A 15,030-nucleotide genomic window follows, 5' to 3' on the forward strand; every position below is an offset into this window, starting at 1 on the left:
ACCTTTCGCGCTCCCCGCATTCAGGCTTTGGCTTGCTGTGCAATCAGACCCTGGCGCACCACCGTACAGTCAGGCTTGCTGCCGAACCAATAGGCCAGCTCTGCTGCCTGCTGCACAGGCCAGAGCACGAAATTGGCGGGGCGACCCACGGCAATCAGGCCTTGCTCGTCCTGCAGGCCCAGAGCCTGCGCGGCGTGCCGGGTGATGCCGGCCAGAGCCTCGGGAACCGTCAGACGGAACAGCGTGCAAGCCATATTGGCCATGAGCAGCAAGCTCAAGCACGGGGAGGTACCCGGATTGTGATCGGTAGAAACGGCCATCGGGACCTTGGCAGCCCTTAATTCCTCAATCGGGGGCACTTTGGTGTCGCGCAGCGTGTAGAAGGCCCCGGGCAGCAGCACGGCCACGGTGCCTGCCTTCTTCATCTCGGCGATGCCGTGCTCGGACAGGTGCTCGATATGGTCGCAGGACAGCGCGCCATAGCGGGCCGCGAGGGCTGCACCCTCCATATTCGACAGCTGCTCGGCATGCAGCTTGACGGGCAGGCCCAATGCTTTGGCCGCTTCAAAGACCTGCTCGGTCTCGGCCAGCGAGAAGGCGATGCGTTCGCAGAACACATCGACGGCATCGATCAAACCTTCGGCAGCCAGTGCCGGCAGCATGACCTGGCATACCAGATCCGTGTATTCCTGGCTGCGGCCCGCATACTCGGGCGGCAGCGCATGGGCCCCTAAAAACGTGGTTCGCACGGTCACGGCACACAGCTCGCCCAGGCGCCGTGCGGCACGCAGCTGCTTGCGCTCGTGTTCAAGAGCCAGGCCGTAGCCCGACTTGATCTCTATGGCCGTCACGCCTTCGGCCAGCAACTGCTCCAGACGCGGCAGCGCCAGCGCCACCAGCTCGTCCTCCGAAGCCTCGCGCGTGGCCCTGACGCTGGAGACGATGCCTCCGCCGGCCCGGGCCACTTCCTCATAGCTGGCTCCGGCCAGGCGCATGGCGAATTCGTTGGCGCGCTCGCCGCCATAGACCAGATGGGTGTGGCAGTCGATCAGGCCCGGCGTGACCAGGCGTCCTGCGCCATCGTGCCTGGGCAGCGCCTGGTATTGGGCAGGCATGGCGTCCTGCGGGCCCACCCAGACCATGCGGCCCTGCTGCACGACGATGCAAGCCAGCGTGCCTTCGGGAATATCCGCCACCTCGGAGACATACAGCTGCGGCGCCAGACGCAGGTTGTGCCAGCAGCCGTCGGCGGAGACTGCGGGATGGGGATTAGCTTGCGCCATGGCGATGCTCCTCATGTTCGATGACGACAATTCAAACCATGAAGCTCCTTATTTCATAGCTTCATGCGCTTGCCTCTCTTGATTTTTCATATCAATACACATTGAAATGACCAACCAAAGGGCGCAAGCTGCTCCTGTTTCAGCTATGCGACGCCAGGCTGACCAGGATCAGCCTCGCCTTTTCGTCCTGCGCGACCAGCGGCTCGGGCCGGACGCTGCTCCACCACAGGCCCTGACCGGCCTGCAGTATCCGCCCGTCGGCGCATTTCCAGCTACCTTGCAACACCATGCAAAGCCCTGCGGCGCTCAGCCCCGCCTCGGCCTGGCCACCAAGCTGCTCCAGCCGGGCCGACCATTGTCCGCGCCGGGTCATGACATTGAAGTCGCTGGACGGGCCGCCCAGCAGATCGCAATCCAGCGCCATATCGCCCGAAAAGGCGAATGGCTGCCAGCGCTCGGTCAATGCATGTTCGAGCCCGGCCTGGGCGTTGTGCAAGCGCACCCCGTCGCCATCGAGCAGCATGATCTGCCGGTCTATGCCCGGAAATGCCGAAAACGGGCCGGCCTGGGCAATCGTGGCCACGCTCACGCGCCAGCCAAAGCTGTCCATGCCCGCGCCTTGCGGCCAGCAGGCAATCTCGCGCGTGCTGCCGCCCCCGTTCTTCCACGGGCTGGGCGCAATCTGGTTCAGGTCAAAGCGTTGCATCGAAGACTGTTGTGAGTGAAGCCGAAGCTCTAAAAACAAGCATGCCCCAGGTGCGGGACGCCCAGCAAGGGCCGCCCCGCAGCAAAGGGCGTCGTCCCCCTGGGGGGAAGCGGCGGGGCCGCCTAGGCGCAGCCGCTCAGGGGGGACGACGTTACTTCACCATCGGCAGATTCAAGCCATGGCGCTTGGACGCTTCCACGGCAATCTCGTAGCCTGCATCGGCATGGCGCATCACGCCGGTGGCGGGATCGTTCCAGAGCACCCGGTTCAGGCGGGCCGCAGCCTCGTCCGTGCCATCGGCCACGATCACAACGCCGGCATGTTGCGAGTAACCCATGCCCACGCCACCGCCGTGGTGCAGGCTGACCCAGGTGGCGCCGCCCGCAGTGTTGAGCAGGGCGTTGAGCAGCGGCCAGTCGGAGACGGCGTCGGTGCCGTCCTTCATGGCTTCGGTCTCGCGGTTGGGGCTGGCCACCGAGCCGCAGTCCAGGTGGTCACGGCCGATCACGATGGGCGCCTTGAGTTCGCCGTTCTTGACCATTTCATTGAAGGCCAGGGCCGCCTTGTGACGCTCGCCCAGACCCAGCCAGCAGATGCGCGATGGCAGGCCCTGGAAGGCGATGCGCTCCTTGGCCATGTCCAGCCAGCGGTGGGTGTGCTTGTTCTCGGGGAACAGCTCCTTGATCTTGGCGTCGGTCTTGTAGATGTCCTCAGGGTCGCCGGACAGCGCCACCCAGCGGAACGGGCCCTTGCCTTCGCAGAACAGCGGACGGATATAGGCGGGCACAAAGCCGGGGAAGTCGAAGGCGTTCTTCACGCCTTCGTCCAGGGCCACCTGGCGGATGTTGTTGCCATAGTCCACCGTGGGGATGCCCATGGCCTGGAAGTCCAGCATGGCCTGCACATGCTGGGCGCAGCCCTGGGCGGCGGCCTTCTTGAGCGTGGGGTGCTGGCCGGGGTCGGCCGCAGCGGCGTTCCATTGCTCCACGGTCCAGCCCACGGGCAGGTAGCCGTTGATCAGGTCGTGGGCGGAGGTCTGGTCGGTCACGATGTCGGGACGGATGCCGCCGGCCTTGGCACGCCTGACCAGCTCGGGCAGGACTTCGGCCGCATTGCCCAGCAGGGCGATGGAGACGGCCTCGCCCTTTTCGGTGTGATGCTTGATCAGGGCCAGCGCGTCGTCGATGTCCTTGGCCTGCTTGTCCACATAGCGGGTGCGCAGGCGGAAGTCGATGCTGGACTGCTTGCATTCGATGGCCAGCACGCAGGCGCCGGCCAGCACGCCGGCCAGCGGCTGGGCACCACCCATGCCGCCCAGGCCGGCCGTGAGAATCCACTTGCCGGTCAGGTCGTTGTTGTAGTGCTGGCGACCGGCCTCGACAAAGGTCTCGAAGGTGCCCTGCACGATGCCCTGGGCACCGATGTAGATCCAGCTGCCGGCCGTCATCTGGCCGTACATGAACAGGCCCTTCTGGTCGAGCTCGTTGAACTTCTCCCAGTTGGCCCACTTGGGCACCAGATTGGAGTTGGCCAGCAGCACGCGCGGCGCATCGGGGTGGGTCTTGAACACGCCCACAGGCTTGCCCGACTGGATCAGCAGCGATTCGTCGGCTTCGAGCTTCTTGAGCTGGGCCAGGATCTCGTCATAGCACTCCCAGTTGCGGGCCGCGCGGCCGATGCCGCCGTAGACGACCAGGGCCTTGGGGTTCTCGGCCACATCCGGATCCAGGTTGTTCTGGATCATGCGATAGGCCGCTTCGGCGAGCCAGTTCTTGCAGTGCAGCTCGCTGCCGCGGGGGGCGCGGATCTCTCGGCTGGCGTCGTAGCGGGGGTCTTGCTTGGCCGCGCTGATGATGGCGTCGTTGGCGTTCATGGTCGTATCCTTCAAGAATGGGTGGGAGGATTCAGCCGGCTTGCACGGCGTAAGTGGTAGCGGCAAAGCTCTTGCCTGCGTCCGTGGGCGCAGCTTGAACCTGGCTGGGGTAAATCATCTGGCTGGGCACGTTCATGCTTCTCCTGGCCAGTGGGTAGTAGACGAGCGAGGTGACGATCAGGCTCACGATCCACGAGATGTCGGCCCCGTTCATGGCCTTGGCCAGCGGGCCCACATACATGGCCTGGTTGATGAAGGGAATCTGCACCGCAACACCCATCACATAGCAGGACAGGGCCGTCCAGTTGTAGGCGCCATAGCGGCCCTGGCTGTCGTAGAGCGCCGGGATGTCCACTTTTTCCTTGGAGACCAGGTAGTAGTCCACCAGATTGACGGCGCTCCAGGGAACGAACACGGTGAGCAGCAGCAGCACGAAGTTCTTGAACGTGGCCAGGAAGTTGGAGCTGGCCAGCAGGGCCACCAGCACCGTCACCAGCACAAAGCCCAGGATGTAGAGCAGGCGCGATGTCGCGGTGAACTGCGTTTTCCGGTTGAAGGCGCTGACCGTTGTCAGCACGGTCATGAAGCCGCCATAGGCATTGAGGCAGTTCACGGTGAGCTTACCGGTGACGATGACCAGGTAGATCACCACGGCCAGCGGGCCGGCCAGCTGGCCCATGAAGCCGACCTGATTCTTGATGAAGTTGGCGCCCAGGGCTGCCACCAGCACGCCGAAGGTCATGGCCAGCTGCGAGCTGATGACGCTGCCGCTGAAGGTGGTCCAGAAGGTGGCAGCCGTCGAGGTCCTGGTGGGCAGATAGCGCGAATAATCGGCCACATAGGGGGCAAACGTCATCTGCCAGCCTGCCGACAGGGCCATGGCCGTGAGAAAGCTGGCCCAAGTGAAAGGCTTCTGGCCGAATGCCGAGACCACATCGAACTGGTGGCACAACTGCCAGGCCAGATAGCCAAAGCCCAGAATGCCGACCACGGTGGAAATGCGCCCCACCACATGGATGAGCCGGTAGCCCACCACGGCGACCAGGGCCGTGAGCGCGCCGAAGATGATGATGCCGGCCGCTGGGCTGTGAAAGCCGAACATCAGATTGATGGCCTGGCCCGAGAGCACGGTGCCCGTGGCGGCGAAGCCCACATACATCAGGATCACCAGCACCAGCGGCAGGGCCGCGCCCTTGACGCCGAACTGCACGCGGCTGGAGATCATCTGGGGCAGACCCAGGCGCGGCCCCTGGGCCGAGTGCAGCGCCATGACGATGCCGCCGAGAATGTTGCCGATCAGCAGGCCGATGATGGCGGTCATGGCTTCGGCACCGAACACCACGGCCAGAGCGCCGTCCACCACCGCCGTGATCTGCATGTTGGCACCGAACCAGAGGGTGAACTGGCTGGAGGGCGTGCCGTGGCGCTCGCTCTCCGGAACCATGTCGATGGTTCTGCTTTCGATGGCGCCAGAGGAGCCCAGCGTTGCTGTATCAATACTCATGAAATTGCTCCGTCAATCCCTCTGGATGTCTCTTATATGTCCGAACAACTTTCAGTAATTTCCATAAAGTTGTCTATACGAATTTTGTGATTTACTCCTGCCAACGTCAATCATCTAGACAGCTTTTCTAATCCAAACAAACCCTATGTCGCGAACCGATACCACCGCCGCCGTACCTGCGTTCCAGCGCATCAAAGACCATGTGCTGCAGCAGATCCACAGTGGCGTATGGCAGGAAGGCCAGGCCATCCCCAGCGAGGCCGCGCTGGTCAAGCAGTTCAATGTGGCGCGCATGACCGTCAACCGCGCGCTGCGCGAGCTCAGCGACGAAAAGACGCTGACGCGTGTCCAGGGCTCGGGCACTTTCGTGGCCCAGCAGAAGTACCAGGCCACCCTGGTGGAGCTGCGCAATATCGCCGACGAGATCGCGGCCCGCGGCCACCGCCATCGGGGGGAGCTGCAGCGGCTCGAGCGCTGCAAGGTCGACACCGCCCTGCTGCGCCAGTTCGAGCTGAACGCCGCCCCCCATCTGTTTCACTCCGTGGTCGTGCACTTCGAAAACGATGTCCCCATCCAGGTCGAAGACCGCTATGTGAACCCGGCTGTGGCTCCCGACTATCTGAGCCAGGACTTTGCAAGCCAGACGCCGAATGCCTATCTGGTGCGCGTGGCTCCGCTGCAGGGCGTGAATTTCTCCATCGAAGCGAGCATGCCCACGGCCGAGGTCGCGGATCTGCTGCGCATGGAAACCTCCGAGCCCTGCCTGGTGCTGCGCCGCCGAACCCGCTCCCAGGGCCAGGTGGCCTCGGTTTCGGCCCTGTGGCACCCGGCATCGCGCTACCAGTTCGCAGGCAGCTTCTGACCCGCCGCCCCGGCAAGCGCTGCCGGAATGCCGCCCCGCCGCGGCGAGAGCCGCTACTGCCCGATGCTTGCGGCGTGACGACATGGCGCAGGCTCAGGCCGCGTTGCTCGGCAGAATGCTCTGCAACACCTCGGGCCAGGCGGTTTCCAGCGCCCACAGTCGCATGATTTCGATATCGGGCGCCAGGTAGCGGTCCTTGTCCAGATAGGGCACCTGACTGCGGATCAACGCGTACTGCTCCTCGATCAGCGGCGAGCTCTTGAGTCGGCGGTCGAAGTCCATTCCCTGGACTGCGGCCATGGCCTCCACGCCCACGATCACCGCCGTGTTTCTGGCCATGTCGGCCAGGCGACGCGCACCATAGGTGGCCATGGAGACATGGTCTTCCTGATTGGCCGATGTGGGCAGGCTGGTCACGCTGCTAGGGTGCGCCAGACACTGGTTTTCGGCCGCCAGGGCGGCCGCCGTGACCTGGGCAATCATGAAGCCCGAGTTGACGCCGCTGTCTTCAATCAGGAAGGCCGGCAGGCGCGACAGTCCTGTGTCCAGCAGCAAGGCCATGCGACGCTCCGAGATGGCGCCGATTTCAGCGATCGCCAGTGCCAGGATGTCGGCCGCAAAGGCCACGGGTTCGGCATGGAAGTTTCCGCCCGAAATCACGTCGCCGTTGTCGAACACCAGCGGATTGTCCGAGGCTGCATTGGCTTCTATGACCAGCACGCGCGCAGCATGGCTGAGGTTGTCCAGGCAGGCGCCCATGACCTGCGGCACACAGCGGATGGAATAGGGGTCCTGCACGCGCCCGCAATTGGGATGCGAGGGATCGATGGCACTGCCGTCCAGCAGGGAACGCACGGCGGCGGCCACGGCAATCTGCCCCTGCTGGCCTCTGGCCTCGTGAATGCGCGCATCGAAGGGCTTGATGGAGCCCTGTATGGCTTCCAGCGTCAGGCAACCGGCCACCAGGCCTGCGGCCAGCACGCTTTCAGCCTGGAACAAACCCGCCAGCGCCAGCGAGGTGGAGACCTGGGTGCCATTGAGCAGTGCCAGCCCTTCCTTGGGGCCCAGCACAAAGGGCTCCAGGCCGATATGTTTCATGGCTTCACGGCCGGAGATGATCTGGCCGCCCACCTTGGCCTGCCCCTCGCCGATCAGCACGCAGGCCAGGTGCGACAACGGCGCCAAATCGCCCGAAGCGCCCACCGAACCCTTGGAGGGAATCACGGGCAGGACATCGGCATTGGCCAGCGCCAGCAGCGCGTCCACCAGCGCCGTGCGGGCTCCCGAATGCCCGCGGGCCAGACTCACGGCCTTGGTGGCCAGAACCAGACGCACCACATGGTCCGGCAACGTATCGCCCGTACCCACGCTGTGCGAAAGCACCAGATTGCGCTGCAGCTCGGCCAGACGCTCATGCGCGATCTTGGTCGAAGCCAGTTTGCCGAAACCGGTGTTGATGCCGTAGACCACCTGGTCTTCATCGACGATGTGCTGCACATGCGCCTCGGCCTTGCGCATGGCGCCATAGGCAGCCTGCGCCATGCTGAGCTGCACGCCGCCGTCCTGAATGCGGCGCAGTTGAGCCAGCGTGAGCTCGCCGGGATGCAGTTCCAGTTCGGAGTTCGAGTGCTCTTGGGTGGTGGTGGTGTTCATGGCTATACCTGTCTATACAGTCAAGAGAAACAAAAACGTACTGAGGATTCAAGGACCTGGCCGGGATCAGCCGCCGTGCACTGAATCGGTTCGGAAACGGCTACCGAGTCGGTAGCGCATGCCTGGATGCACGCAATGCACCCAGGTGATCGGGACGCCGCGCAGCCAGGTACGGCGCGTGAGCATCAGGCAAGGCTGGTCAAGAGCCATCTGCAGCAGCCGGGCCTGTTCGGCCGTCGGCAAGATCGCATCGACCACATGTTCGATCTGGTCGTACTGCACATTGCGCACCAGATAGACCGAGGGCTGCACGGCAGAAAAGTCCTGGTCCATGAAGTCAGGGACCAGGCGGGGGTTCACATAGCGGTCTTCGATCTGGACCGGCAGCTCGTTTTCGAAGTGCACGCCGTGCAGGTGAAAGACCGAGGCGCCGACCGCGAGATCCAGTGCCGCCGCGACTTCGGGCGAGGCGGACTCGCGGCGCATATCGAGCAGCTCGAAGCGATGATCGTGGCCGCGCTGGGTGATCTCTTCACCAATATTGGCAATGCGCAGCAGGGTCGACTGCGGCTTTTCTTCGGCCACGAAGGAGCCTACCCCCGCCACACGCACGATCACGCCCTGCTCTGCCAGCTCGCGCAGCGCTCGGTTCACCGTCATGCGCGCCACGCCGAACTCGTTGACCAGCTCCTGCTCGGAAGGCACGCGCGCACCGGCCGCCAGCGAGCCGTCGCCGATCTTGCGCAGCACATGGTCCTTGACCTGCTGGTACAACGCGAGCGGCATCTGGGCTGCAGGAGCCGTTTTGCGCTGGGCAGGGTCTCGGACATTCATGATGCAGGCCTCAGTGAGCTGCCGCAGCCAGTGACTCGGCGCGAATCTCTTCCGTCAACCGGGCCTTGAGCTCCATGAACTCGGGCGAGGTCTTGACGGTGTAGTGGCGCGGGTGCGGCAGATGGACCGGGATGTCCGCCTTGATGCGGCCAGGACGCGCGCTGAACACGGCCACGCGATTGGCCATGAAGATGGCTTCATCGATATCGTGGGTCACGAACATCACCGTCTTGCGCTCGGCCTCCCAGATGCCCAGCAGCAATTCCTGCATCAGAACCCGGGTCTGGTTGTCCAGAGCACCGAAGGGCTCGTCCATGAGCAGGATCTTGGGATCGTTGGCCAGCGCACGCGCGATCGCCGTGCGTTGCTGCATGCCGCCCGACAGCTGCTTGGGGTAGTGATTCTCGAACCCGCGCAGGCCCACCTTGGCAATGAAGTAGTCGCTGCGCTCTTTCTGGACGGCTTCGCTCACGCCTTTCTCGCGCAGTCCGAAGCGGATGTTCTGCGCCACGGTCAGCCAGGGGAACAAGGTGTAGCTTTGAAACACCATGCCGCGGTCGGCGCCGGGCTCCTGCACCAGCTTCCCATCCAGCAGCACCTGCCCCGTCGTCGGGAAATCCAGACCCGCAACAATGCGCAGCATCGTCGATTTTCCGCAGCCCGAGGGCCCGAGAATGGTCACGAAATCGTTCTCCCGGACCTCGAAATCCACCGGCAGCAGCGCCTGGGTTCTGACGCCTTTGTGGCTGGTGAAGGTGCGCGAAACGCCTTGAATGGACAGCTGGTTCATCACAGGGAACTCCATTCGAACATGCGACGGTTGACGGTTTTGAAGATGAAATCCGACACCAGACCGATGAGCCCGATGATGATGATGCCGAAGATGATCTGTCCGGTATTGAGCAGCGCCTGGCTGTCGGTGATCATGTGCCCGATTCCCGAGGACGAGCCGATCAGCTCGGCAACGATCACATAGGTCCAGGCCCAGCCCAGAACCAGGCGCAGGGTTTCCGCGATGCCCGGAGCGGCACCGGGAATCAGCACCCGCTTGACGATGCCGGTATTGCTGGCGCCCAGTGTGTAGGCGGCCTCCACCAGGTCCTTGCGCGCGCCGCCCACGGTCACGGCCACCATGAGGGTGATCTGGAACACCGAGCCGATGAAGATGACCAGCAGCTTCTGTGCTTCGCCCACGCCGGCCCAGAGAATCAGCAGCGGAATGAATGCCGAGGCAGGCAGGTAGCGGCAGAACGAGACAAAGGGCTCGAAAAACGCCTCCACAGGCTTCCAGGCCCCCATGGCAATGCCCAGCGGAACGGCCACGACGCTGGCCAGTATGAAGCCTCCCATGACACGCCATACGGTCATGCCGATGTCATGGTGAAAGTCGAACTCCGTGAACAGCAGAATGCCTTCGCGCAGCATCGTCAGAGGGCTGGCGAGAAAGGTCGGCGAGACCAGTCCGCCAAAGGTGACGGCCGACCAGACCAGCAGGAACAGCACGAAGAAGCCCGTGCCGAGCAGCCACTTGGCCTTGGGGCTGACAGGCTCCAGAGGAGCCATGTAGCGCCGGCGAGCCGGCCTCACGGAAGGCGATGCCACCTGAACCGATGCGGGCGATGCAGACTTGATAGAAGGTGATACCGCTTCCATGTGCAACCTCTTTGCGCTTACTTGATGAAGCTGGCGTCGTACATGACGCCGTAGTTCTCAGGAATGCTGCGAATCACGCCAGCCTCCTTGAGGATGGCGGCAGACTCCTTCATGAACGGCAGCAGGTCGCTGGCAAAGAACTTCTGATTGGCCTCCTTGTCCGACCATTTCAGAAAGGCTGCCGACTTGCCGAACTGCTCGCCGCTTTGCTTGACGGCCGCGCCCATGATTTCGTAGCTCTTTTCCTTGTCGGAATTGATCATGGCGATCGCATCGAAGTAGGACTGGGTCAGCGCCTTGGCGGCTGCCGTGTTGGCCTTGAGCCACTTGGGATCGCAGCCCACGGTGTCCATCACCATCGGGTAGTCGATGGTGGTGGCCAGAATCTTGCCGGCGCTGGGGTTGGCGCGCACGGTGGACAGATAGGGCTCATAGGTCATGGCCGCATCGTTCTGTCCGGAGACAAAGGCCTGCGCCGCAGGCTGGGGCTCCAGCGACACGGTCTTGATGTCCTTCATGGTCATGCCGTTCTTGTTCAGCATCCAGGCCAGACCGAAGTAGGGAGCCGTACCCGGCGCGCTGACGGCGACGGTCTTGCCTTTCAGATCGGCAAAGTTCTTGACGTCGTTGCGCACGGCAATACCGTCCGCGCCATAGGACTTGTCCATCTGGAAGATCTGCACGATCGGCACACCATTGGTGTTCCAGGCGACATGCGTCTCCACGGTGGTGGCGGCACATTGCACGGCACCCGAGGCCAGCGCCAGATGCCGGTCCTTCTGGGGAATCATCTTGATTTCGACATTGAGGCCGTTCTTCTTGAAGATCCCGGCCTTGTCCGCAAGCGTCAGTGGCGCGAAGCCTGTCCATCCCGACATGCCCAGGACGATCTTGGTCTCCTGAGCCGCTGCATGTTGTGCAGCAGACGCCAGAACGGTTGCGGCTAATGCCAGTTGCCAGATGGGAACGCGACGTGTCGATTTCATGGGACTCTCCTCGGTCGATGCCAGAGCAGTTCGGTTGTTGATGCGGACTTCAAGCCTTGCACGACAGTGCAGACAGCGAAGTTTGCGGTTGCTGATTGAACATGTATATACAGGCTTACCCGAGCGCCATAGTTACCGGATTTCACAGCTGTATAGACATGCATCAACAATCCACAAGAGCAAGCTATGTGCCAACTCGCCCGTCCACGGGCCGCCTCCGCCGGCTCCCGGGGAGCGCACCAAAACAGCACCCGCGTTGCGCTAGTCGGGTGCAATCACGCTTTTTGCCACGGTCAGAAATGGTGCAATCAGCGCCGAGGCATTGCTCCTGGGCACCGACAGCACCACGGCCTGCTTGGCGACGCGACCCTTGATTCTTTTGCAGATCAGCCGCTTGCCGTCGTGGGTTCGGTCGACCACCGGCCGCGTGGTCAGAACGCTGACGCCATGTCCGTTGGCGACCATGGAACGCACCAGCTCTATCGACGCCAGTTCATAGTTCACCGTGGGAACCACGCCTGCCTCGCGAAACAGCGAGAGAAAGTACTCTCGGCTCTGCGGCAGGTTGATCAGCAGCAACGGCGACTGGGCCAGCTCCGCCAGGCTCACGCTGGGCGCCGCAGACAGGGCGTGCCTGGCGGGCAACAAGGCATAGGGCGGCAACGCGGCAACCGGGTGCATGGTCAGCAAAGGGCGAGCCAGACCCAGGTCATATTGCAGTGCGGCATGGATCTCCCCTCGCTCCACTTGCCGCGTCAGCGAGGCGATGTCCCCTTCGACCAGCTCGATGTCGATGGAGGGGTGGCGCTTTTGCATCTGGGTGAGCAGCTGCGGAATCCACAGCGCGCCCAGCGTGCTCAGAAAGCCCAGCCTCAGCGTGCCGGAAACCACCTGCTTGCGTGGCTCCTGAAGCAGTTGCGCAGTCTCCAGAAGGCTCAGGGCCTCCCGGCTTCTGGCCAGCCCTGCCGCGGTCAGGTCCAGCCCGACGGCATGTTTGCGCACAAACAGCTTCTCGCCCCATTGGGCCTCGAGGTCGGCAATCGCCTTGGAGATGGAGGGCTGTGAAACATTGATGGCCAGCGCCGCCCTGGCCGTGCTGCCGTGGCGTGCGGCGGCGACAAAGTATTCGAGCTGGCGCAGATTTATCTGAATCAATTTTTTGAATCCAGTGAATGGGAAATGAATATTTTCCATTGATTCATGTTTTGGGCAGCATGCAGACATCGCTTCAGATCAACAGCGGGAACCTCATGCCTGAATCCACCGAAAAATCTGCCTCCCGTCCGCTGGACGGCATCCGCATCCTGGACTTCACCCGGGTTCTGGCGGGCCCCATGTCCACGGCCTTGCTGGCCGATCTGGGCGCGCAAGTCGTGAAGGTGGAGCCGCCCCAGGGCGACGACTACCGCGCCATCGGCCCCATGAAGAACGGACAAAGCGCCTTGTTCACGGTCATGAATCGCAACAAGCAAAGCCTGGTGCTGGACCTCAAGCATGCGGACGCGGTCGCCGTGGTGCATGAGCTGGCCCGGCAGGTCGACGTGGTGGTCGAGAACTTCAGGCCTGGTGTGGCCGAGCGCCTGGGCATCGGCCCCGAAACGCTGCGCGCCCTCAATCCCCGGCTGGTGTATGTCAGTGTCTCGGGCTTCGGCCAGACCGGCCCGCTGGCCCACCGCCCGGCCTACGACATCATTGTTCAGGCCATGAGCGGCCTGATGGAAGCCACGGGCGAGCCTCAGGGAGCACCCACGCTGGTCGGTGAAGCAGTCAGCGATGTGGTTGCCGGCCTGTTTGCCTCCTGGGCGACACTGGCGGCCCTGCTGCAGGCGCAGAGAACCGGAGACGGCCAGCATGTCGATGTCGCCATGTTCGACACCACGCTGAGCTTTCTGGCCACATCGATGTCGCGCTATCTGTTCACCGGCCTGCCTGCCCGGCGTGTGGGCAACCGGCATCCGCTCTCGGCGCCGTTTGGCGTCTACAGGGCACGTGACGGCCATTACGCCCTGGCCGTGCTCAACAAGAAGCTGTTCGACGCCACTGCGGCCGCGATGGACCTGCCAGAGCTGGCCAGTGACCCGCGTTTTGCCAGCGACGAAACCCGCTCGGCCAACGAGCCCGCCTTGCGCGCCGCGCTGGAGGGCTGGAGCACGCAGCACGACGTGGCCGATGTGGTCGCGCGGCTGGAGAGCGCAGGCGTTCCCGCAGCCCCCATCTGGAATATCGAGCAGGCCCTGAACTCCGAGCAGATCCGCTCGCGCGGCCTGCTCTGCGAGGTCGAGGACGAACGCCTTCCGGGACTGCAGCTGCCGACACAGCCCGTGCATTTCAACGGCGCTCTGCCCAATCGTGCGCAACGCGCACCGGCCCTGGGCGAACACACGGAGCTGCTGCTGCAAAGCTGGCTGGGCCGCAGCACGGACGCCATTGCCGCCTTGCGCGAAGCAGGCGCCTTGGGTTGATTTTGATAGCAAGAAAACAAGGAGAGACCGCCATGTCATTGATTCGCCTGGGCGCGACCGAAGAAGATCAGGCCGTTGCCGATGCCGTAGCACGCTTTGCCGAGGAAACCCTGGCCCCCGTGGCCCAGGCCATGGACGAGGAAGCCTTTTCCGCCACGCGCCATGTGCCCGGCCTGTCCGCGCTGGGCGTGATGGGCATGAATCTGCCGGAACGCTTTGGCGGGCCGGGCGTCACCCCCACCGCCATGCTGATGTCGCTGGTCGCCATCTCGCGCGCCTGCGCCGCGACCTCGTCCATGATCGGTGCTCACTATCTGGGCACGGATGCCGTTCTCATCGGCGGTGACGAGGCGCAGCGCGAACAATGGCTGCCGCGCTGCGCCAGCGGGGAATGGCTGGCGGCCTTCGCGCTGACCGAGCCGCGTGGCGGCTCCCACCCTGCAGACATGCGTACCCGGGCCGTGCGCGACGGCGACGACTATCTGATCACGGGCGTCAAGCACTTCATCTCGAATGCGGCAGAAGCCCGCTTCATGGTGGTGTTCGCCAAGACGGATGCGGAGGCTGCAGCACGCGGGGTCAGCGCCTTCATCGTGCCGCGCGAGCTGCCCGGCATACAGATTTCATCGCCCGAGAAGCTCATGGGCATCCGCGGCGGCCATGCCTTTGAGGTTTCGCTGGACAGCGTGCGTGTCCCGGCTGCCAACCGCCTCGGCGCCGAAGGCACCGGCTTCAAGACCGCCATGAAAGTGCTAGACAACAGCCGCCTGGACGTAGCTGCAACCTCTCTGGGCATCGCCGAGGCCGCTCTCAAGGCGGCAGCCGACTGGGCCAACCAGCGTCTGGTGGGCGGCGAACCGATCGCCAGCAAGCAGGGCATACAGTTCAAGCTGGCCGACATGAAGCTGCGCCTGGAAGCCGCCTGGGCGCTGACCATGCAGGCCCTGGCACTGCGCCAGCAGGGCCTGCCCTTCACCCAGCAGTCGGCCATGGCCAAGCTGTTCGCCTCGGAGATGGTGGGCTTCGTGACCGACGAGGCGCTGCAGATCCATGGCGGCTACGGCTATACCCGTGAAATGCCCCTGGAGCGCTATGTGCGCGACGCCCGCATCCTGCGCATCTACGAAGGCTCTTCCGAGATTCAGCGCACCATCATCGCGCGCTCCGTATTGAACGCTTAGAAGGCGCAGCGGCACCCAACCAGATTTGCTGGT

Annotated in this window: 13 protein-coding genes; 3 read left to right on the plus strand and 10 right to left on the minus strand. The window is 63.7% G+C overall.

The window, feature by feature from the left end; translation table 11 throughout:
• Window positions 1-20: 20 nt before the first annotated feature.
• The 4 genes from hutI to CTATCC11996_RS00460 form a co-directional block, all read right to left on the minus strand.
• Entirely contained in the window at window positions 21-1,283 is a 1,263-nt protein-coding gene (gene hutI / locus CTATCC11996_RS00445) for an imidazolonepropionase (RefSeq protein WP_003071831.1), read from the minus strand.
• A 139-nt stretch (window positions 1,284-1,422) separates the two neighbouring features.
• Window positions 1,423-1,989 (minus strand): HutD/Ves family protein, encoded by a 567-nt coding sequence (locus CTATCC11996_RS00450; RefSeq protein WP_003071833.1) that lies wholly within the window; start codon window positions 1,987-1,989, stop codon window positions 1,423-1,425.
• Between the two features lie 151 nt (window positions 1,990-2,140).
• Entirely contained in the window at window positions 2,141-3,862 is a 1,722-nt protein-coding gene (gene hutU / locus CTATCC11996_RS00455; protein WP_003071835.1) for a urocanate hydratase, read from the minus strand.
• A 31-nt stretch (window positions 3,863-3,893) separates the two neighbouring features.
• The gene (locus CTATCC11996_RS00460) at window positions 3,894-5,366 is read right to left on the minus strand and encodes a purine-cytosine permease family protein (protein ID WP_003071836.1); all 1,473 of its coding nucleotides are present in this window, start codon (window positions 5,364-5,366) and stop codon (window positions 3,894-3,896) included.
• 145 nt (window positions 5,367-5,511) lie between these two features.
• Between CTATCC11996_RS00460 and hutC (CTATCC11996_RS00465) the strand changes: the two genes are divergently transcribed.
• A complete protein-coding gene (gene hutC, locus CTATCC11996_RS00465; protein ID WP_003071838.1) occupies window positions 5,512-6,228 on the plus strand; it encodes a histidine utilization repressor in 717 nt (238 codons plus the stop codon).
• A gap of 93 nt (window positions 6,229-6,321) precedes the next feature.
• On the opposite strand, the gene hutH is transcribed toward hutC (CTATCC11996_RS00465), so the two are convergent.
• From hutH to CTATCC11996_RS00495, 6 genes are all read right to left on the minus strand, one after another.
• Window positions 6,322-7,881, minus strand: a complete 1,560-nt coding sequence (gene hutH / locus CTATCC11996_RS00470) for a histidine ammonia-lyase (RefSeq protein ID WP_003071840.1) — start codon at window positions 7,879-7,881, stop codon at window positions 6,322-6,324.
• 66 nt (window positions 7,882-7,947) lie between these two features.
• The gene (gene hutC, locus CTATCC11996_RS00475) at window positions 7,948-8,715 is read right to left on the minus strand and encodes a histidine utilization repressor (protein ID WP_003069519.1); all 768 of its coding nucleotides are present in this window, start codon (window positions 8,713-8,715) and stop codon (window positions 7,948-7,950) included.
• 10 nt (window positions 8,716-8,725) lie between these two features.
• Window positions 8,726-9,505 carry an ABC transporter ATP-binding protein gene (locus CTATCC11996_RS00480; protein ID WP_003071842.1) on the minus strand — a complete coding sequence of 260 codons (780 nt, stop codon included), beginning with the start codon at window positions 9,503-9,505 and terminating at the stop codon, window positions 8,726-8,728.
• On the minus strand, window positions 9,505-10,368 hold the full coding sequence (locus CTATCC11996_RS00485) for an ABC transporter permease (RefSeq protein ID WP_003071845.1): 864 nt from the start codon (window positions 10,366-10,368) through the stop codon (window positions 9,505-9,507). Before CTATCC11996_RS00485 ends, CTATCC11996_RS00480 begins: the two co-directional genes overlap by 1 nt.
• 17 nt (window positions 10,369-10,385) lie before the next feature.
• Complete coding sequence (locus tag CTATCC11996_RS00490) at window positions 10,386-11,354, minus strand: ABC transporter substrate-binding protein (RefSeq protein WP_003059705.1); 969 nt, start codon at window positions 11,352-11,354, stop codon at window positions 10,386-10,388.
• A 261-nt stretch (window positions 11,355-11,615) separates the two neighbouring features.
• Window positions 11,616-12,548 (minus strand): LysR substrate-binding domain-containing protein, encoded by a 933-nt coding sequence (locus CTATCC11996_RS00495; RefSeq protein ID WP_003071847.1) that lies wholly within the window; start codon window positions 12,546-12,548, stop codon window positions 11,616-11,618.
• Between CTATCC11996_RS00495 and CTATCC11996_RS00500 the strand changes: the two genes are divergently transcribed.
• Window positions 12,527-13,816 (plus strand): CaiB/BaiF CoA transferase family protein, encoded by a 1,290-nt coding sequence (locus CTATCC11996_RS00500; protein ID WP_172590519.1) that lies wholly within the window; start codon window positions 12,527-12,529, stop codon window positions 13,814-13,816. The genes CTATCC11996_RS00495 and CTATCC11996_RS00500 overlap by 22 nt on opposite strands.
• Before the next feature lie 32 nt (window positions 13,817-13,848).
• Window positions 13,849-14,997 carry an acyl-CoA dehydrogenase family protein gene (locus CTATCC11996_RS00505; protein WP_003071850.1) on the plus strand — a complete coding sequence of 383 codons (1,149 nt, stop codon included), beginning with the start codon at window positions 13,849-13,851 and terminating at the stop codon, window positions 14,995-14,997.
• Window positions 14,998-15,030: the final 33 nt, after the last annotated feature.

The organism is Comamonas testosteroni ATCC 11996 (genome assembly GCF_000241525.1).
In the GTDB taxonomy this organism is placed as follows: domain Bacteria; phylum Pseudomonadota; class Gammaproteobacteria; order Burkholderiales; family Burkholderiaceae_C; genus Comamonas; species Comamonas testosteroni.

Bases quoted from the DNA above. Each gene is read 5' to 3' on its own strand.
- hutI (WP_003071831.1), bottom strand. From the start codon at position 1,283: ATGGCGCAAGCTAATCCCCATCCCGCAGTCTCCGCCGACGGCTGCTGG.
- CTATCC11996_RS00450 (WP_003071833.1), bottom strand. From the start codon at position 1,989: ATGCAACGCTTTGACCTGAACCAGATTGCGCCCAGCCCGTGGAAGAAC.
- hutU (WP_003071835.1), bottom strand. From the start codon at position 3,862: ATGAACGCCAACGACGCCATCATCAGCGCGGCCAAGCAAGACCCCCGC.
- CTATCC11996_RS00460 (WP_003071836.1), bottom strand. From the start codon at position 5,366: ATGAGTATTGATACAGCAACGCTGGGCTCCTCTGGCGCCATCGAAAGC.
- hutC (WP_003071838.1), top strand. From the start codon at position 5,512: ATGTCGCGAACCGATACCACCGCCGCCGTACCTGCGTTCCAGCGCATC.
- hutH (WP_003071840.1), bottom strand. From the start codon at position 7,881: ATGAACACCACCACCACCCAAGAGCACTCGAACTCCGAACTGGAACTG.
- hutC (WP_003069519.1), bottom strand. From the start codon at position 8,715: ATGAATGTCCGAGACCCTGCCCAGCGCAAAACGGCTCCTGCAGCCCAG.
- CTATCC11996_RS00480 (WP_003071842.1), bottom strand. From the start codon at position 9,505: ATGAACCAGCTGTCCATTCAAGGCGTTTCGCGCACCTTCACCAGCCAC.
- CTATCC11996_RS00485 (WP_003071845.1), bottom strand. From the start codon at position 10,368: ATGGAAGCGGTATCACCTTCTATCAAGTCTGCATCGCCCGCATCGGTT.
- CTATCC11996_RS00490 (WP_003059705.1), bottom strand. From the start codon at position 11,354: ATGAAATCGACACGTCGCGTTCCCATCTGGCAACTGGCATTAGCCGCA.
- CTATCC11996_RS00500 (WP_172590519.1), top strand. From the start codon at position 12,527: ATGGGAAATGAATATTTTCCATTGATTCATGTTTTGGGCAGCATGCAG.
- CTATCC11996_RS00495 (WP_003071847.1), bottom strand. From the start codon at position 12,548: ATGGAAAATATTCATTTCCCATTCACTGGATTCAAAAAATTGATTCAG.
- CTATCC11996_RS00505 (WP_003071850.1), top strand. From the start codon at position 13,849: ATGTCATTGATTCGCCTGGGCGCGACCGAAGAAGATCAGGCCGTTGCC.